Origin of the sequence: Bradyrhizobium sp. HKCCYLRH2060 (genome assembly GCF_051168135.1) — a bacterium.
In the GTDB taxonomy this organism is placed as follows: domain Bacteria; phylum Pseudomonadota; class Alphaproteobacteria; order Rhizobiales; family Xanthobacteraceae; genus Bradyrhizobium.
Genome location: NZ_JBNPUK010000011.1, coordinates 226,524 through 242,627, shown reverse-complemented (window position 1 = coordinate 242,627; position 16,104 = coordinate 226,524). Strand labels below are relative to the sequence as shown.

Below are 16,104 nucleotides of genomic sequence, written 5' to 3'. Positions count from 1 at the left end.
ACGCCGATCGCACCCGTCTTCTCAGCCGACGGCCGATCAGCTCGCCCGGCCCACCGTGTCAGCCATCGCGGCGCCGCGGGTGCCGAGCGGCTGTGCGACGCCGGTGGTGGTGTCGCGCAGGGTCTGATGCTCCAATTCGGCATCGAGCTCGGCACCGATCAGGATCACGATGGCGGAGATCCAGATCCAGGTCATGAAGCCGATGGCGGCGCCGAGCGAGCCGTAGGTCGCGTTGAAGCTGCCGAAATTGGCCGCATACCAGGAAAACAGCGCCGAGCCCGCGAGCCACAGCGCCGCCGCCAGCGCGCTGCCCCAACTGATCCAGCGCCATTTGGGCTCCTCGCGGTCCGGCCCGTAGCGGTAGATCAGGGCCAGTCCGAGCGCGACGCAGATGAAGATCGCGGGCCAGCGGCCGATCCGCAGCACCAGATCGCCGGCCCCGGACATGCCGAGATAGTTCAGCAGCACCGGGAGCACGACGACGGCACCGATGGCGAGCAGCGCGAACAGGATCGCGCCGCCGGTGAACAGCAGCGAAATCGCGTTCAGCTTGATGAAGCCACGCCTCTCGGGTTCGCGATAAACGATGTTGAGCGTGTCGAAGAGCGACTTCATCGCCGCATTGGCGCTCCACAGCGAGATCGCGAGGCTGACGAGGAAGGTGATGCCGAGCGCCTGACGGCCGTTGGCGGAAACGCGCGTCAACTGGTCGCGCGCAATGTCGATGGCGCCGCCGGGCATCAAGCCCTGCAACTGTTCCAGATGTCCGGTGATTTTGGCCGGATCGGAGAACAGGCCGTAGATTGCCACCAGCGCGGCCAGCGCCGGAAAGATCGCCAGCAGCGTGTAGAAGGTCATGCCTGCGGCGAGCGCAATGATCCTGTGCTCGGTGACATTCTCATAGACCCGGAGCAGGACGTCCTTCCAGCCGCGCGCGGGAATCTCCGCGGGCGAACGCGCCAGCCGGCCGTGTCCAGCGCCGGCCCGGCTCGCGCCTCGCGAGCGCTCCGCCTGTTCGGGCCGCTGATCGAAATAGTGGATCAGGAACGCGAACCCGAGCAGAGCCAGCATCCCGCCGGTGCCAGGTGTGCGCGGGCGGCCCGCGAAAACGCTCGAAGAGTCGCGATGGGCGGCGTCTGACGTCTTGGATCGGCGAAACATGGGATCGGTCCATCACCAGCGGCCAAAAAGCAACCGGTGCGGTGGACGAATGTTCCGGCATCACGTCATGACTCGCGTTGCCAGGCTCCGCAACGGTGGGGCTGCCTCAGACCTTCAAGAGGCCAACTCGGGCGCCAACATCCAGACAATTTCGCCGGCCTGTGAACGCGTCGCTGCGGCGCCGACACAAAACAGTTATGTTGCGCGCGAGGAACGGGCCTGCGCACCCTCGCGTTGCAACGGGACTTTTCAACGCAAGGATAAACGCATGCGCCGCCTGTTATTTGCCTCGCTGTCCGCCACCGCCGTCCTCGCGAGCTTTGCCGCGATCTCGCCCGCATCCGCCGCCCAGGACCGCTACTGCCTGCAAGGCAGGATCTGGGGCTATCCGGGCAACTGCCAATTCTCCACCTATCGCCAGTGCCTGGCTTCCGCCTCCGGCACCGATGCCGGCTGCGGCATCAACCCCGCCTACGCCTATGCCCGGCAGCGCGGCTACGACCGACGCTATTGAGCGTGGACCGTTGCGTCAGCCTCTTGCGCGGTGCACGATCAGCGCCATCGACTGAGAGATGGCTAGCGGCGGGATGTCAGGCCCCCGTGCTCCCCCGGCCCTGTTCTATTGCGTCGCGCAACGGCACGATGATCCGTTAGCTGTTGTGGCAAGCCTTACTCCGGCGCCGGCAGTCGCGCGTGCTCTCCTCCTCCGCCGCTCGGCGCACGGAACATTGCGGCTCGCCGTCGCTTATACGGCGACCAATGTCCAATCGGAGGAGGATCATCATGGACGGACTGATTTATCTCGTGGGGCTGATCGTGGTCATCATGGCCGTTCTATCGTTCTTCGGCCTGCGTTGAGACGACGATCATGGCCATGGAAACTGCGCCGGTCGTCGCCTCACCCGTTTCAAGCGCGACGGCCGATAGCTGGACCCTGCAATGGACGCCGGTCGTTGCGGGAGCTTTGACCGCGGCGGCGGTCTCTTCGATCCTGATCAGCTTTGCCATGTCGGTCGGTCTCGGTGTCAGCTCCACCGCCCCGACATGGCGCGACGCCTCGGTGGCGCTCTGGCTCCTGTCCGGACTCTATCTGGTGCTGCAGGCGCTGATCAGCTTCGGCTGCGGCGGCTACATGGCGGGCCGCTTGCGCGCACCGCACGGGCTCGCCGAAAGCGAGGAGACCGAGAAGCGGGACGGCCTGCACGGCGTCACAGCCTGGGCGCTGGCGGTCGTGCTCGGCGCCACCCTGGCCGTACTCGGCGCGTCCGCGGCGACACGGACCCATCCGCTGACTACGCCGGCGACGGCCAATGAACCGTCGATCCTGAGCTATGAGCTCGACCATCTGTTCCGCGCGCCCCGGCGGGTACCCAGCCCGGATCTCGCCCCCGCGCGCAGCGAGGCCGGCCGCATCCTGCTCACGGCGTCGAGCCACAATGGCGTCAGCCCGGACGATCGCAGCTATCTCGTGCAGCTTGTCAGCGGCACGACGGGTCTTGCTGCGCCCGATGCCGAGCGGCGGGTGGACAGCGTGATCGCAGAAGCCAAGAGCGCCATCTCGCATACCCGCGCCGGCACCGTCATCCTGGCGTTCTCGGTTGCCACCGCGCTGCTGCTCGGCGCCGTCGCCGCCTGGGCGGCTGCGGAGAGCGGTGGCCGTCACCGCGACGGCAAGCCTGTCACCGGATGGATGCTGCACGCCAACCGCTTCAGCCGGCGGCGCGACATGTGGCGGCGGCCAATGTCGATGCCGGAATAGAGCACACCAAGACCAGCGAGCGGCCCGGCCCATCGCCGGGCCGCTTCGCGTTGGACCGCCGCCGCGAACGAAGCGCGTGCAATTCAGGCGAGCCGCAGGATCATCAGGTTCGCGTCGCTGCCATAGCTGCCGGTCGGATCGGCAGCGGCTGTCTTGTCGACCGCAAATCCTTGCCTCTCCCAGAATGGCGTCGAGCCGTTGACGGCGATCAAGGACAGCGACGTCAGGCCGAGCGCACGCGCGTGTCGGATCAGATCCTCGACGATCACGGTCGCCGAGCCGCTGCCGCGGGCCTCGGGCAGCAAGGCGAGATCGTGGATGTAGTAGGTCGACGCAGCCGGCGGAATGCTGCCGATCAGCAGGTTCAAGGCCGGGGGCCGGCCGAGATGCCAGGGATGGCTGAGCACATAGCCGGCGATGCCCGCGCCCGTCCCACGCAGCACGCGGCAGCCATCAGGATGGAGACGCAGGCGCTCCGCGAAAACACTCTTGTCCTCGGGATAGTTCGGGTGCACGCGGGCCGCGATCTCATCGACATCAGCAAGATCGCCCGGCGCCATTGCGCGCCACCTCATGGTCTGGTTCTTTCTCACTCGCCCTTTCTCACTTGGCGAGCGCCAGCCAGCGCTCGCTGGCCGACAGCGCCGTCGGCCACAGGGCCTCCGTCGGCAGCCCCCGATGCAGTGCCTTGCCGACCTCGCAGATCGACATGAAGGCCGCCGAGCGCGCCTCCTCCACCTCGAGCGGCTGCTCCGCGCTCGGGCTGCGGACGAGGCCCATCAGGCCGTTCAACGTCTGCAGTGCCGCTTCCGGCGGGCTCGCCTTCGCCGCCCTCAGCGCAGCCACGATCTGCTGCGCCTTTTCCGATTCGGTCATCACGTCGGTCATCGTCTTTTCGTTTGCCCGTGCCTCACGGGAGAACGCTAGCAGCCGGACGAAGGTCGGGCAATGCTCGGGCGGACGGCACTCCAATGCCGAACGCGCGGTGCCGACGTGCGATTTTCCGCCGGTCCTGGCTCGGCCCTCTTGCGATGCTGCTTCGCCAGCGTCTCGGCCGGCGTGCATTGGCGTCGTGATCTGCAACGCGTTCTTCAGATAGCGCGTTCTTTGGCGATCACGACGCCTCGACAAGGCGGAGGCATCGTGATCGCTCCGGCGCATGTCATTTCGCCAAGGATTTCGCCATGTCGAGGTGTTTCTGCAGCACCGGCACGGTCTGCTGGGCGAAGTCCGACAGCGGTGAGTTTGCCGCCGCCTGCTTCTGATACTTCTTGATATCCTCCTGGTGATCGCGAACCATCGCCTGCGCAAACGCCTGGTCGAACCGACCGCCGGACATGCCTTCCAACCGGTTGTAGATGGCCTTCTGCTTCCTGCTCGGCTCGGACGGCACCTTCATCCCGTTCTGGCTCGCAAGCTGCTGCGCCTTCTGCAGATGCTCGCTATGGTCCTGCTGCAAGGCCTGCCCGAACTGCTTGACCTGATCGCTCTGCCCCTTCTGCTGCGCCAGCTTGCCCATGTTCACCTCGGACATGTCGCCCTCGATCGCCTCGGTCATGAAATGCCGATCCTTGGCGGGCGACCGGCCCTTCGGAGCGGCGACCGCGCCGCCGGCCACCAACACGGTCACGGCAGAGGCGGCCAGGGCAATTCGGATTGCTCTCGTCTGATGGTTGTATATCGTCCTGCTCATCGTTGATCTCCGAGGGGTTCGACTCCTGATCGTCGCGACGGCAAGAGCCTTGCCCGACGATCGTTCCTAAGCCCCGCGCGGCACCCCTGCAGAATGCTTCCGCGCGCAACGACGCGGCGGGTTCCAAATGCTGCGGCACAACCGTCCCTGCAGCACAACGTCCGCGACTTCTCGGTTTCGGACCCGCGCCATGCAGCGCTCAGTGAGTGCGTGCATCCCCGCCGAGCGCCCGAGCCAGCACGCCTCGAAGCAGGCCGGCCTGCGCTGCGCTCCCGCGCCAGGCCACGATCTGATCGGGACGGATCAAAGCGAGGTCGGCCTCGTAGAGATCGCGCAGGGCCCGCGGCAAGGTGACGATCTCGACGTCGACACGCAGCGGCCCCATGGCCTCACGTAGTTGATCCTCATCGAGGTCGTTGCCCTCATACCGCAACAGCGTCCATTCGAAGCCGAAGCGGTCGTACAGCGAGATACCTTGCTCCAGCCAGGCGTGCGGCGCGCGGCCGCCGGGACAGGCGCTCGGCACGTAGGCGTTGGCCGCATCCAGCGGCGGCCGGGTGCCATCGGGGATGATGATCGGTGAGCCATCATAGCGGCCGCCGAAGGTGACGCCGGGGATGTTGAACTCGGCGCGCGCATGCTGATCGAGATAGGCGCTGGCGATGCGCCGTGCCTCGTCGCCGGCCGCGGTCGCGTCCTCGATCTCGGGCACCGCGGCAAACAGGCCGAGCGAATCCGCAAAGCCGCGCGCGTAGTCGGTGTTGCGCAGCGCCACCGGACGGCGCTCGGCCTCGTAGCTGTCGAGCAGCGAGACGGGGCTCGTTTCCTTGACGACGCTCGCGATCTTCCAGCCGAGATTGACCGCGTCCTCGATCGCGGTGTTGTAGCCGAGCCCGCCGGTCGGAGTGAACAGATGCGCCGCATCGCCGCCAAGGAAGACCCGGCCGCGCTGCATGCTCTCGGCGACCAGCGCATGCCCCGCGGTCCAGGTGAGATGCGAAAGCACCTCGCAGGGAATGGGCGCACCGCAGGCGCGCTGGAACGCTGCCCGCGCATCGTCGGCGGTAACAGCGCTTTCGTTCTCGCCGGGCCGAAGCTGGGTATGGAAAGCGAACTCGTCGCGTCCGTTCACCGCGGCCATGAAGGCGCGGCGGTCGCGGTTGAAGCAGACATACATCCAGGCCCGCGCATGCGGGACGCTGGCGTAGAACTCCGGCGAGCGCAGATAGACCGCGAGCATGCGGCCGCCCATGAAATCGCGCTGCACGCCCGTCGTTCCGCCATAGGTGATCCCGAGCGACTGTCGCACTTGGGAGCGCGGACCGTCGGCCCCGATCAGGAAATCAGCCGCGATCTCGAGGCGCGCGCCGTCGCTGACACGCTCGACCTCGGCGGCAATGCCGCCGTCGGTAACGGCATGGCCGATCAACCGGTGCCCGTAGTGCAACTGAATGCCCGCAAGGCGCGCGGCATGCCGGCGCAGGATTTCTTCGACGAATTTCTGCGACACCCGGTGCGGCAGCTCGGCCGCGCTCCATGAGCCGGACAGGCCCTTCACCAGTTCCGTCGCGCGCGCCGCGGACGGCAATTGAAAACGTGCCAGCTCGTGCGCCGTGTAGCGCGTGAAATAGGCGACGTCGGTCGGGTAGTCCGCGGGCAGGCCGGCGCGCCGGACCTCGTCGGCGAATCCGAGCCGGCGGAAATGCTCCATCGTCCGCGCCTGCGTCGCGTTGGCCTGCGGGTTGAACGCCGTTCCCGGCTTCTCGTCGACCAGGATTGCGGACACGCCGCGGCGGCCAAGCTCGTTGGCCAGCATCAGCCCGCACGGACCGCCGCCCACGATCAGCACCGAGGCGCTCAGACGTTCGATCACGGCGCTCCTCCTCGCAATGGAGGAATGCTAGCGCGCCCCGCGAATTAGTCAAGCAGCCTGACTATCTGGTGTCGTCGAGCGTGTCGAAGCGGGCGCCATAGGCCGACAATCCCTGCAGAATCGCGTCCATCGCGGCCTTGCCGAGCTCCTTGCGCATCTCGGCTTCCGCCACATCCACGGCATCGCCAAACGCCTCCAGCCATGTCAGTCCGGCCGGCGTGAAGCGGACGAGGCGCGCGCGCCGGTCGCTCGGATCGGCCTCGCGCGACACCAGCCCCAGCTCGGCGCATTGATCGACCAGTTCGCCCATCGCCTGCTTGCTCATCGAGGCCCGCCGCGCGAGCTCGGTCAGCCGGGTGCCCTCGACGTCGAGGTTGCGGGTGAGGCTGACATGGGCAATCCGCGTCTCGCCGTGACCGCTCTCCGCCATCAATTGGAGAACCCGGGATTCGAACCGGCGCACCGCATTGTTGAGCAGCCGGCCGACATTGGCGTGACGCCATGCCGTCTGCCCGGTGGGCCGCGCCTTGCGTTGATCTCGCGCTGTCATATCGGGACTACCTCGCCATATCGAACCACGCCGGGTCAACGTCGCAGACGCAAGGTGAAATCGGGAAACGCGTGAGATGTCACGCGAAGAATGGCCGGAACGGCAGGATTCGAGCCTGCGCCCCCAGCGTCCCGAACGCAAATAGCGAACGAAAAGGCCAATAGGGAAAATGAAGTTTGCTCGTGATTGATGACCATTTTCGCCGTCTGTTCACAGGGGTTCGGTGGTCAACCGGTGGCCGGCCTGCTCACGCGCCAGGCGAGCCCGCTCTACCGTCGCCGATGCAAATCGCTTGACCGCCGCCGCGTCCCGTCGCCAGCTTCAGCAAATGTTCGCAATAGCCGCGAAGCTGGCCGTCAGCTCGTAGCAGCGCACGGCGCACGCAGTGATGCCACGCTTCGCCAGATCGGTAATCGTGCGGACGGTGACGCCGAACAGGTCCCAAGCGCGGCGCCGCCGATGGTCTCAGCCATGATCCAAATTGCATTAGGCCGAAACGAGATCGCGAATGAAATAGTGAGGCCACCAACTAAAACGGTTGCCCTATAGCATGACATGGCTCGACGTTCACCAAGCAATCCGCAAAATTGATTATTAGATCTACTATCTATTATGTCTTGATGTCGCGAGGCAACAATTGCTGCAACGGCAAGCGCCATGTGTGGGGCAAAATCTGCAACCCGTGCCACAAATCAAAGTATACTCGCATCTACCAATAGGCTCCGCCTTTATCGGCTTATGTGGAGCCCCTTTGGCATGTGCCACAGATAGGCCCAGTGGTATCAACACCGCGAGGAAGACAACCAATCGCATTGACCCTCCTTCTTGCTTGTCTTGCATCACATTCAAGAATTGAACTATAACGCAAACGCAACCCATAGAAACGGCATTTATCAACCGCCGGTCAAATCAGGCCTCCGTTAGGGAACATCGGGTGTGCGGGTCAGATCGATCTCGGGACGTCGAAAATTTTCTTTTTTTGGTAAGCGATATGCCGGAAGGTGGCATCCCCAGCCCGAAGCGGATGCGCTGAACCGTGCCACCAGCGCCGTGGAGATATTCCACAGCCGGCGAGCTCATGTATTGCCGTGCATTGCGTCTTCCGCCGCAAGCATTTCGTCGAGGAGATCCCATGCACCCGACGCTTCGGCTTCCGACATCTTCCGGATGGCGTAACCGACATGAACCACGACGTGATCGCCGGGCTCGATAGCTTCATGCTGTAGCAAAAACAGACTCACCGTGCGCTCGATGCCTTTGGCCTCGCATCGCGCCATGACTCCGTCACTCTCCACGACCCGCATCGGGATGCCAAGGCACATCTCGGTTCCACCCGCAAATACTTGAGTCTGAAATCATAGCCCGATCGATGAACTCGATTTGACGTGGATCAAGATAAGGGAATCATATTCGCTGCATAGAATATGTGGCGTCTGATCTCGCGGGGATTTCCATGCGGACCAATGTCGCGGCGACCACCACGCTGGTGCTCGGACTCGGCAATATCCTGCTGAGCGATGACGGCATTGGTGTGCACGTCATTCGGGCCCTCGATGCGCTTGAATGTGCGGGCGAGATACCGCCTTGTGTTGCTCTGCGGGATGGCGGGACGCTCGGGCTGTCCCTGTTTTCGGAGATCGAAGACGTCGGCTCGCTGATCGCCGTCGACGCCGTGGAACTGGGCGCGAAGCCCGGCACCGTCAAGATCTTTCAAGGTCCGGAGATGGACCGGCAGCTCACGGGCAAGAAGCGGACGGCTCATGAGGTCGCGCTTGCCGACCTGATGTCGGCGGCGCGGCTGGCCGGCTGCGAGCCGGCGCGCCGGGCGCTGGTCGCAATTCAACCTGAATCCACCCAATGGGGCCTGTCGCTGACGCCCGCGGTTGGCGCGGCCATTCCCTCCGCGTGTCAGCAGATCAAAACACTGCTCAGCAGGTGGCACCATGACAGTTGAAGCGGATGCCGCGGCAGGGTTCCGCACGGGGATGACCGACAGCCTGCTCCGCGAGATCGCCCATCACCTCGGTGTGCTTGCCAAAACCGGCGCATGCGCGGCGATCGATCTGTGCAGCCTGCCTCTCACGGCTGCGGACCGCAGCGAGTTGGAAGAGCGGTTGGGCCATGGTGACCTGGAGGCCGTTTTGACCGCAGCCGGCACCAGTGAAATCTGGGAGACGCGCTATGCCGGCGTGTGGTGGGTTCGCCATTTCGGCGCCGGGGACAAGCTCGCCGCCGAACGCATTGAAATCACGGCGTCCCCGGAGATCCTGACGAGCCATGCGGCCGACATCGCTGCGGCCAGCAACAGACTGGCTGAAGACCTGATCGACCGCGTCTCTTCAGAGGATGCCGAAGATGCATGAAACCGAGACGATCGGCGAGCTCTTGACGCGCAGCGGCGTCTCCCGCCGCGCCCTGCTGAAATATACGACCTATCTTGCCAGCCTTCTCGCATTGCCCCCGATGGCCGCGAAGGGCATGGCTGAGGCGTTGGCGAATACGCGCCGCCAATCCGTGATCTGGCTCTCGTTTCAGGAATGCACCGGCTGCACGGAGTCGCTGACGCGTTCGTTCGGTCCAACCATCGAGGACATGATCTTCAATCTCATCTCGCTCGACTATCACGAAACGCTGATGGCGGTGTCGGGTACTGCCGCGGAAGCGGCGCGCCTGGCTGCCATGAAGGAGAACAAGGGCAAATATGTCGTCGTGGTCGACGGCTCCGTTTCGACGAGGGATGGCGGGGTCTACTCCACCAACGCCGGCAAGACCAACCTCGAGGTGCTGAAGGAGACGGCCGCAGATGCAGCCGCGGTGATCTCCGTCGGGACCTGCGCGGCCTTCGGTGGCATTCCCCACGCAAATCCCAACCCCACCGGCGCAGTTGCCGTCAGCGACATCATCACCGACAAACCGGTGATCAATGTCTCCGGTTGCCCGCCCATTCCGGAAGCCATCGCCGGCACGGTTGCCTATCTCGTGACGTTCAACAAGCTTCCCGATCTCGACGACAAGGGCAGACCGAAAGCGTTTTTCGGCGATACGATCCATGACCGCTGCTATCGCCGGCCGTTCTACGACAAGGGGCAGTTCGCCAAGCAGTTCGACGATGAGGGAGCGCGCAAGGGCTGGTGCCTCTATGAAGTCGGTTGCAAGGGGCCCGTGACTTACAATGCGTGCGCGACCATGAAATGGAATGGTGGCGTCTCTTTCCCGATCCAGTCGGGACACGGCTGTCTGGGCTGTTCCGAACCGAATTTCTGGGATCGCGGCAGCTTCTACCAGCCACTTTCCTCAAACACGTTGAATGATCCGGAGATCATCGGCGGCGCTGCGGCTGCGGGCGCGGCGGTCGGGATCGCCAGCGCATGGCTGGCGCGGCGACGCAAACAACGAGCGGAGAGGGAGACCCAGCCATGAGCCTGCTGGATTTCGTGCGCGGACCCGCGATCGAGATCGCAATCGCGATATTCGTGGGCGGCGTGTTGTGGCGGCTCGCGTCGCTGCTGCTCCTGCCCTGGACTAGCGACAGATCGGCGAGGCGAGCTGATGCACCGCATGCCGTGGTTGGCGCGTTCCGTGGCTTCGTGCGTCACCTATGGCCCGCGAACACCTATCTGCGCGCCTCGTTGTTCAGCACGGTGAACGGCTATGTTTTTCACGTCGGCCTTGCCATCATCGTGTTCGGACTGGCGCAGCACATTCTCTTCCTGCGTGGATTGTTCGGCTTTTCATGGCCGAATCTGCCCACCGGCGTGATCTCGGCCGCCTCGGTGGTCACGCTGGCGTCGCTCCTGGCTGCGCTGGCGCGACGGATGACGAATCCGGTCTTAAGACTGCTTTCGACGCTTGACGACTACTTCAGCTGGCTGGTGACGTTCCTTCCGGTCGTGACGGGGCTGATCGCGGTGAGCCACCTATGGGCGCCGTACGAGACGCTCTTGTCCGTGCACATCCTGGCCGTGTGCCTGTTCCTGATCTGGTTCCCGTTCGGAAAACTCATGCATGCCTTCCTCGTCTTCCTGACCAGGAGCGAGACCGGGATCTTCTACAGCCGCCGGGGAGTCGAGATATGAACCAGCGCATCGTCGTCGATCCCATCACGCGCATTGAAGGGCATCTGCGGATCGAGGCGGAAACAGATCCCCATGGCGCCATCACCGGTGCGTACAGTTCCGGCACGATGGTGCGCGGCATCGAACTGATCCTGAAAGGACGCGATCCGCGCGAGGCCTGGGCTTTCGCTCAGCGCATATGCGGCGTGTGCACGCTGGTCCACGGCATCGCCAGCGTCCGCGCCGTGGAGAATGCGCTGGGATACACCATTCCGCCGAACGCGCAACTCATCCGCAACCTGATGATTGCCGCACAATATGTGCATGACCACGTCATGCACTTCTATCATCTGCATGCGCTCGACTGGGTCGACGTGGTGTCGGCGTTGAAGGCCGATCCGGCGGCAACGTCGCAACTGGCGCAATCGATCTCGAGCTTCCCGAAGTCGAGCCCGGGCTATTTCGCGGACACGCAGAAGAGACTGAAAGCCTTCGTCGAAGGCGGCCAGCTCGGTATCTTTGCAGGTGGATTCTGGGGACATCCCGGATTCAAGCTGCCGGCCGAAGCAAACCTGATGGCGGTCGCGCACTATTTGGAAGCGCTCGCCTGGCAGCGCGAGGTGGTGCAGATCCACACCATCTTCGGCGGCAAGAATCCGCATCCGAATTTCCTGGTCGGCGGCGCCCCGTCAGCGATCAGCCTGAACACCGGCGGCACCGCCATCGGCATCGACGGCCTGCAGACGGTGAAGACCGTGATCGGCCGAATGAAGGATTTTGTCGAGCAGATCTATCTGCCGGACACGCTGGCCATTGCGTCCTTCTACAAGGACTGGTTCGCGCGCGGCGAAGGCGTGGGCAACTTCCTGACCTACGGCGACTTCCCCGAAAAGGGCATGGACGACCCGGCCAGTTGGCTGATCCCGGCGGGCGCGATCCTCAATCGCGACCTGACCACGATCCATCCCGTCGACATGAACAATTCGGAGGAAATCCAGGAGTTCGTCTCCCATTCCTGGTACGACTATGCAAGCGGCAAGGACAAGGGCCTGCATCCCTACGAGGGTGAGACCAATCTGCATTACACCGGTCCCAAGCCCCCCTTCGAGCAGCTCGATGTCGGCGCGAGCTATTCCTGGCTCAAGGCGCCGCGCTGGAAGGGCCATGTCATGGAGGTCGGTCCGCTCGCGCGCGTGCTGATGCTCCATGCCAAAGGTCACGAGCCGACGCGCGAACTGGTCGGTTACGCGCTGGGCAAGCTCGACCTGCCGCTGACGGCGATGTTCTCGACCATGGGACGCACAGCGGCGCGCGCGCTGGAAAGCAAGATCGTCGTCGACCAGATGTCGACCTGGTACGACCGTCTTCTTTCCAACATCCGCGCGGGTGATCTGAACGTTCACAATTCGAACAAGTGGGATCCCTCGACCTGGCCCACCGAAGCCAAGGGTGTCGGCTTCATGGAAGCGCCGCGCGGGGCGCTGGCGCATTGGGTGGTGATCAAGAACAAGCGCATCGATAATTATCAGGCCGTGGTGCCCTCGACCTGGAACGCGGGGCCGCGCGATTCCAAGGGCCAGCCCGGACCTTACGAAGCGGCATTGATGGATCGCCACACGCTCCACGATCCTCGGCAGCCGCTCGAGATCCAGCGCACGATCCACAGCTTCGATCCGTGCATCGCCTGCGCGGTGCATGTGATCGATCCCGACGGCGAAGAGCTGATACAATTGCAGGTGAGGTAAGGCGATGGGCGGCGAAATCGACGTCGAAGCAGCCAGCAGAACGTTCCTGGCGCGGACCGAGGAACATCTGGTCAGCTATCTCGAGGCCTGCGTCCATTGCGGAAACTGCGCCGAAGCCTGCCACTTTTATCAGGCCTCCGGAGATCCACGGCATACGCCCGCCTACAAGCTGTTTCCGATGGCCAAGGCCTATCGCCGGCAGAAATTCCCGCTCTCCCTCTTCGCTCCCCGCATCACGGAAGAGGACCTCAAGGAATGGGAGGAACTGCTGTTCGATACCTGCACCATGTGCGGTCGATGCACCACGATCTGTCCGATGGGGATCGACATCGCTTCCATCGTGGGCGGCGCGCGGCAGGCCTTCGTCAAGGCAGGACTTGGGCCGAAGGACCTTCTGCAGGCCGCCGACAATTCGCGCGACCATGGAAGCCCGCTGGGCGTGACAGCCGACAAGCTGCGCGATCGCATCGAATGGCTCGAAGATGAGCACGACGTGCCCATCGCGCTCGACAAGGACAAGGCCGACATTCTGCTGACGCTCTCGTCCGTCGAAACGATGAAATACCCCGATTCCGTGGTGGCCATGGCCAAGCTGCTCAACCACGCGGGCGTCGACTGGACGCTGAGCACCAAGGGCTATGAAGCCACGAATTTTGGCTATCTGGCCGGCAAGGCAGACGTCGCCCGGATCATGGTTCAGCGGATCACCGAGGCCGCCGAGGCGGTCGGAGCCAAGACGGTCGTGATTCCGGAGTGCGGCCACGCGTTCGGTGTACTGCGCTGGTCGGGCGCCAATGTGCTCGGCCGCCCCCTGCCCTTCGCAGTCGTGCACATTTCGGAATTCATGGCGCAGCTCAAGCGCGACGGCAGGCTGAAGCTGAAACCGATCGAGGAGTCGATCACCTATCACGATCCTTGCCAGATCTCCCGTCGCGGCGGCGCGACCGAGGATGCGCGATTCCTCCTGCAGGATTTCGCGAAGGACTTCCGCGAGATGACCCCGACCGGAGATCTCAACTGGTGCTGCGGTGGCGGCGGCGGCGTGCAGGCGATCGCGCGCGCAGCCGATCTTCGCCACAAGGTCTTCAAGATCAAAATGGATCAGGTGGAGAAGACCGGCGCGAAGACGATGGTCTCGGCATGCTCAAACTGCCGGCTGACCATGGACGAGAGCAAGGCCCACTGGAAATGGGAAGGTGGCCTCGCGAGCCTGGTGGAGATCATTGCGGATCACCTGATCGAGGACGCCCCGGCAAAGACGCAAGGGTGACGGCTCACAGTCGTGCGCCTTGCGTCGTGGGCAAACGGCGGCGCAACGCGGGCCGCGGGGCAACGTAGACTGCGTCGGCGCCCCCGCCTTGTTGCGGCCCCGGTCTCGATCATGACGAAAGGCACTTCGGCGTGGCAGAGATTGCGCAGCGTCAGGACGTTCGCCTGATCAGGAACTCGAACTGCTTGCCTTCCGACTTGGATTCCAAGAGATCATTTCCGGTCGTGCGACAAAACGCCTCGAAGTCTTTCACAGCGCCGGGATCGGTGGCGAGCACTTGGAGCGTGCCACCGATCGGCACGTCCTTGAGCGCCTTCTTCGCGCGCAAGATCGGCAGCGGGCAGTTCAATCCCTTGGCATCGAGAACCTGGTCAGCCATCCTGTCTCTCCGTCATTTCTGGTGCTGGGTCCGTGACACGTTCAAATGAACAGGTTGATGTCGCTCTTGGTCGCCGTCTCGATGTAGGTCGCAGCGCCCCCGAGCACCGGCCCCTCGATCATGTCGTCCTTGGTGTACTCGAACAGATCCATGGTCATCTGGCAGGCGATCATCTTGACGTCGGCTTCGATGGCCATCGTGCGCAACTCCTCTATCGATGCGACCCCCTTCTTCTTGATCAGGTTTTTCATCATCGTCGTCGCCGCCGCGTCGACGCCGGGGATGGCCGATACGAGATTCGGCATACCGATGTGCATTCCAAACATCGGCATCTCCATGGCCGGATTGCCGAGCGTAGAGATTTTCAGGTCGAGATTCTTCTTGAGCAGCGTCAAGCCGTAGAAGGTGAAGAACATGGTCACGTCGAGGCCCATGGCCGCCGCTGTCGTGGCCAGGATGAAGGGCGGATAGGCCCAATCCAGCGTCCCCTTGGTGACAATCATCGACATGCGCTTGGTATTGTTGTCTTCGGCCATTGCATCTCTCCGTTTGGTCTCTCGCAGGCGCAACCGCGCGCGTCATTGGATTCCTGCTATTGGATTCCTGCTTTCCAACGCACGACCATCAGCACGAGGACTGCGAGGAACAGCGTCTCGGCGACGATCAGCGCGATCGCCCGGCCGCCGACATCGGCCATCGCCTTGAGCGACGTCTTCATCCCGAGCGCTGCGATCGCCGTCACGAGGCACCACCTTGAAATGTCCTTGATGACGGCAAGCAGGAATGCGGGAATGACGCCGGCGCTGTTGAGCATCACCAGAACGGCGAACACCACCAGGAACCCCGGCAGTTGGCGCCCGGCCTTGCCGACGCGATGGGCGCGGAACACGTAGGACAGCATCACGACGACAGGCAGCAGCATGGCAACCCGGAGCAGCTTGGTGAAGGTCGCGACGTTTCCGGTCTCCTCCGACACGCTGAAGCCGGCGCCAACCACCTGCGCCACGTCGTGAATGGTACCGCCAAGAAACATGCCGACGGCAGCGTGATCGAGATGGAATCCTGCGATCACCAGCGGATAGACGATCATCGCGATCGTGCTGAGCGCCGTCACGCCGATCACGGTAAAGACCGTGTCGCGTTCGTGGTGCTCCCCCTTGGGCAACACCGACGAGATCGCCAGCGCCGCCGACGCTCCGCAAATCGCCACGGCCCCGGAGGTGAGGATTCCGAACGGCCGGCTCAACCCCATGGCGCGGGAGGCCAGCGCGCCGAACAGGATGGTCAGGATCACCGCGCCGACGACCGTGATCACGGGCGTCGGGCCGAGCTTCATGATCTCGGCAATCGTGATCTGCGCCCCGAGCAGGCCGACGGCGACGCGCAGGATGCGCTTTGAGGCGAGTTCGATGCCGGCAACGCAGCGCCCCTCCTGCGACAGGAAATAGAAGGCCATCCCAAGCAGCAAGGCGAACAGCATGACCGGCCCGCCATAGTGCTCGGACAGGAAGGTTGCCGCGATCGCGATGATCAAACTGGCCAGGACACCCGGGAAGTAGGTCGGCAGCGACATGAAGGCCGCGAGGCCGCGACTTATCATCGATGTCCTGATTGCGGCG

Annotated in this window: 18 protein-coding genes; 8 read left to right on the top strand and 10 right to left on the bottom strand. The window is 63.9% G+C overall.

The window, feature by feature from the left end:
- Positions 1 to 36: 36 nt before the first annotated feature.
- The gene (locus ACQR10_RS22100; protein ID WP_316217253.1) at positions 37 to 1,071 is read right to left on the bottom strand and encodes a YihY/virulence factor BrkB family protein; all 1,035 of its coding nucleotides are present in this window, start codon (positions 1,069 to 1,071) and stop codon (positions 37 to 39) included.
- 358 nt (positions 1,072 to 1,429) lie between these two features.
- On the opposite strand from ACQR10_RS22100, the gene ACQR10_RS22095 reads away from it, so the two are divergent.
- A complete protein-coding gene (locus ACQR10_RS22095) occupies positions 1,430 to 1,675 on the top strand; it encodes a DUF3551 domain-containing protein (RefSeq protein ID WP_315802253.1) in 246 nt (81 codons plus the stop codon).
- A gap of 354 nt (positions 1,676 to 2,029) precedes the next feature.
- A complete protein-coding gene (locus tag ACQR10_RS22090) occupies positions 2,030 to 2,920 on the top strand; it encodes a hypothetical protein (protein ID WP_316217254.1) in 891 nt (296 codons plus the stop codon).
- 83 nt (positions 2,921 to 3,003) lie between these two features.
- On the opposite strand, the gene ACQR10_RS22085 is transcribed toward ACQR10_RS22090, so the two are convergent.
- The 6 genes from ACQR10_RS22085 to ACQR10_RS22060 all read right to left on the bottom strand — a co-directional run bounded on the left by ACQR10_RS22085 (position 3,004) and on the right by ACQR10_RS22060 (position 8,358).
- Positions 3,004 to 3,495 (bottom strand): GNAT family N-acetyltransferase, encoded by a 492-nt coding sequence (locus ACQR10_RS22085; protein WP_316217255.1) that lies wholly within the window; start codon positions 3,493 to 3,495, stop codon positions 3,004 to 3,006.
- Positions 3,496 to 3,523: 28 nt separating this feature from the next.
- Entirely contained in the window at positions 3,524 to 3,796 is a 273-nt protein-coding gene (locus ACQR10_RS22080) for a hypothetical protein (protein ID WP_316178472.1), read from the bottom strand.
- Between the two features lie 286 nt (positions 3,797 to 4,082).
- Positions 4,083 to 4,613 (bottom strand): DUF4142 domain-containing protein, encoded by a 531-nt coding sequence (locus ACQR10_RS22075; protein WP_316217256.1) that lies wholly within the window; start codon positions 4,611 to 4,613, stop codon positions 4,083 to 4,085.
- A gap of 199 nt (positions 4,614 to 4,812) precedes the next feature.
- Positions 4,813 to 6,429 (bottom strand): FAD-dependent oxidoreductase, encoded by a 1,617-nt coding sequence (locus tag ACQR10_RS22070; RefSeq protein WP_410051436.1) that lies wholly within the window; start codon positions 6,427 to 6,429, stop codon positions 4,813 to 4,815.
- Between the two features lie 118 nt (positions 6,430 to 6,547).
- Positions 6,548 to 7,036, bottom strand: a complete 489-nt coding sequence (locus tag ACQR10_RS22065) for a MarR family winged helix-turn-helix transcriptional regulator (protein ID WP_315802249.1) — start codon at positions 7,034 to 7,036, stop codon at positions 6,548 to 6,550.
- A 1,076-nt stretch (positions 7,037 to 8,112) separates the two neighbouring features.
- Entirely contained in the window at positions 8,113 to 8,358 is a 246-nt protein-coding gene (locus tag ACQR10_RS22060; RefSeq protein ID WP_315802248.1) for a HypC/HybG/HupF family hydrogenase formation chaperone, read from the bottom strand.
- Between the two features lie 131 nt (positions 8,359 to 8,489).
- Between ACQR10_RS22060 and ACQR10_RS22055 the strand changes: the two genes are divergently transcribed.
- The 6 genes from ACQR10_RS22055 to ACQR10_RS22030 are packed head-to-tail and all read left to right on the top strand — an operon-like array spanning position 8,490 to position 14,106.
- Positions 8,490 to 8,990: a HyaD/HybD family hydrogenase maturation endopeptidase gene (locus ACQR10_RS22055; RefSeq protein ID WP_316217258.1), complete on the top strand. Its 501-nt coding sequence runs from the start codon at positions 8,490 to 8,492 to the stop codon at positions 8,988 to 8,990.
- Entirely contained in the window at positions 8,980 to 9,399 is a 420-nt protein-coding gene (locus ACQR10_RS22050; RefSeq protein WP_434848695.1) for a hydrogenase expression/formation C-terminal domain-containing protein, read from the top strand. Before ACQR10_RS22055 ends, ACQR10_RS22050 begins: the two co-directional genes overlap by 11 nt.
- Entirely contained in the window at positions 9,392 to 10,456 is a 1,065-nt protein-coding gene (locus ACQR10_RS22045) for a hydrogenase small subunit (RefSeq protein WP_434912071.1), read from the top strand. The genes ACQR10_RS22050 and ACQR10_RS22045 overlap by 8 nt, the downstream gene beginning before the upstream one ends.
- Complete coding sequence (locus ACQR10_RS22040; RefSeq protein WP_434912070.1) at positions 10,453 to 11,112, top strand: hypothetical protein; 660 nt, start codon at positions 10,453 to 10,455, stop codon at positions 11,110 to 11,112. Before ACQR10_RS22045 ends, ACQR10_RS22040 begins: the two co-directional genes overlap by 4 nt.
- On the top strand, positions 11,109 to 12,836 hold the full coding sequence (locus ACQR10_RS22035) for a nickel-dependent hydrogenase large subunit (protein ID WP_434912069.1): 1,728 nt from the start codon (positions 11,109 to 11,111) through the stop codon (positions 12,834 to 12,836). Before ACQR10_RS22040 ends, ACQR10_RS22035 begins: the two co-directional genes overlap by 4 nt.
- A 4-nt stretch (positions 12,837 to 12,840) precedes the next feature.
- Complete coding sequence (locus ACQR10_RS22030; RefSeq protein WP_315802242.1) at positions 12,841 to 14,106, top strand: (Fe-S)-binding protein; 1,266 nt, start codon at positions 12,841 to 12,843, stop codon at positions 14,104 to 14,106.
- A gap of 151 nt (positions 14,107 to 14,257) precedes the next feature.
- Here the strand turns inward: ACQR10_RS22030 and ACQR10_RS22025 are convergent, their stop codons facing one another.
- The 3 genes from ACQR10_RS22025 to ACQR10_RS22015 are packed head-to-tail and all read right to left on the bottom strand — an operon-like array spanning position 14,258 to position 16,085.
- On the bottom strand, positions 14,258 to 14,485 hold the full coding sequence (locus tag ACQR10_RS22025) for a sulfurtransferase TusA family protein (RefSeq protein ID WP_315715462.1): 228 nt from the start codon (positions 14,483 to 14,485) through the stop codon (positions 14,258 to 14,260).
- A gap of 41 nt (positions 14,486 to 14,526) precedes the next feature.
- Positions 14,527 to 15,021, bottom strand: a complete 495-nt coding sequence (gene dsrE2 / locus ACQR10_RS22020) for a sulfur carrier protein DsrE2 (protein WP_315802241.1) — start codon at positions 15,019 to 15,021, stop codon at positions 14,527 to 14,529.
- Positions 15,022 to 15,077: 56 nt separating this feature from the next.
- Positions 15,078 to 16,085 carry a YeiH family protein gene (locus ACQR10_RS22015; protein WP_315802240.1) on the bottom strand — a complete coding sequence of 336 codons (1,008 nt, stop codon included), beginning with the start codon at positions 16,083 to 16,085 and terminating at the stop codon, positions 15,078 to 15,080.
- Between the last annotated feature and the right edge of the window lie 19 nt (positions 16,086 to 16,104).

Excerpts from the sequence above, each read along its gene's own strand:
- ACQR10_RS22040 (WP_434912070.1), top strand. The coding sequence starts at position 10,453 with ATGAGCCTGCTGGATTTCGTGCGCGGACCCGCGATCGAGATCGCAATC.
- ACQR10_RS22060 (WP_315802248.1), bottom strand. The coding sequence starts at position 8,358 with ATGTGCCTTGGCATCCCGATGCGGGTCGTGGAGAGTGACGGAGTCATG.
- ACQR10_RS22030 (WP_315802242.1), top strand. The coding sequence starts at position 12,841 with ATGGGCGGCGAAATCGACGTCGAAGCAGCCAGCAGAACGTTCCTGGCG.
- ACQR10_RS22045 (WP_434912071.1), top strand. The coding sequence starts at position 9,392 with ATGCATGAAACCGAGACGATCGGCGAGCTCTTGACGCGCAGCGGCGTC.
- ACQR10_RS22090 (WP_316217254.1), top strand. The coding sequence starts at position 2,030 with ATGGCCATGGAAACTGCGCCGGTCGTCGCCTCACCCGTTTCAAGCGCG.
- ACQR10_RS22015 (WP_315802240.1), bottom strand. The coding sequence starts at position 16,085 with ATGATAAGTCGCGGCCTCGCGGCCTTCATGTCGCTGCCGACCTACTTC.
- dsrE2 (WP_315802241.1), bottom strand. The coding sequence starts at position 15,021 with ATGGCCGAAGACAACAATACCAAGCGCATGTCGATGATTGTCACCAAG.
- ACQR10_RS22070 (WP_410051436.1), bottom strand. The coding sequence starts at position 6,429 with ATGCTGGCCAACGAGCTTGGCCGCCGCGGCGTGTCCGCAATCCTGGTC.
- ACQR10_RS22075 (WP_316217256.1), bottom strand. The coding sequence starts at position 4,613 with ATGAGCAGGACGATATACAACCATCAGACGAGAGCAATCCGAATTGCC.
- ACQR10_RS22025 (WP_315715462.1), bottom strand. The coding sequence starts at position 14,485 with ATGGCTGACCAGGTTCTCGATGCCAAGGGATTGAACTGCCCGCTGCCG.
- ACQR10_RS22080 (WP_316178472.1), bottom strand. The coding sequence starts at position 3,796 with ATGACCGAATCGGAAAAGGCGCAGCAGATCGTGGCTGCGCTGAGGGCG.
- ACQR10_RS22095 (WP_315802253.1), top strand. The coding sequence starts at position 1,430 with ATGCGCCGCCTGTTATTTGCCTCGCTGTCCGCCACCGCCGTCCTCGCG.
- ACQR10_RS22100 (WP_316217253.1), bottom strand. The coding sequence starts at position 1,071 with ATGCTGGCTCTGCTCGGGTTCGCGTTCCTGATCCACTATTTCGATCAG.
- ACQR10_RS22055 (WP_316217258.1), top strand. The coding sequence starts at position 8,490 with ATGCGGACCAATGTCGCGGCGACCACCACGCTGGTGCTCGGACTCGGC.
- ACQR10_RS22065 (WP_315802249.1), bottom strand. The coding sequence starts at position 7,036 with ATGACAGCGCGAGATCAACGCAAGGCGCGGCCCACCGGGCAGACGGCA.
- ACQR10_RS22050 (WP_434848695.1), top strand. The coding sequence starts at position 8,980 with ATGACAGTTGAAGCGGATGCCGCGGCAGGGTTCCGCACGGGGATGACC.
- ACQR10_RS22085 (WP_316217255.1), bottom strand. The coding sequence starts at position 3,495 with ATGAGGTGGCGCGCAATGGCGCCGGGCGATCTTGCTGATGTCGATGAG.
- ACQR10_RS22035 (WP_434912069.1), top strand. The coding sequence starts at position 11,109 with ATGAACCAGCGCATCGTCGTCGATCCCATCACGCGCATTGAAGGGCAT.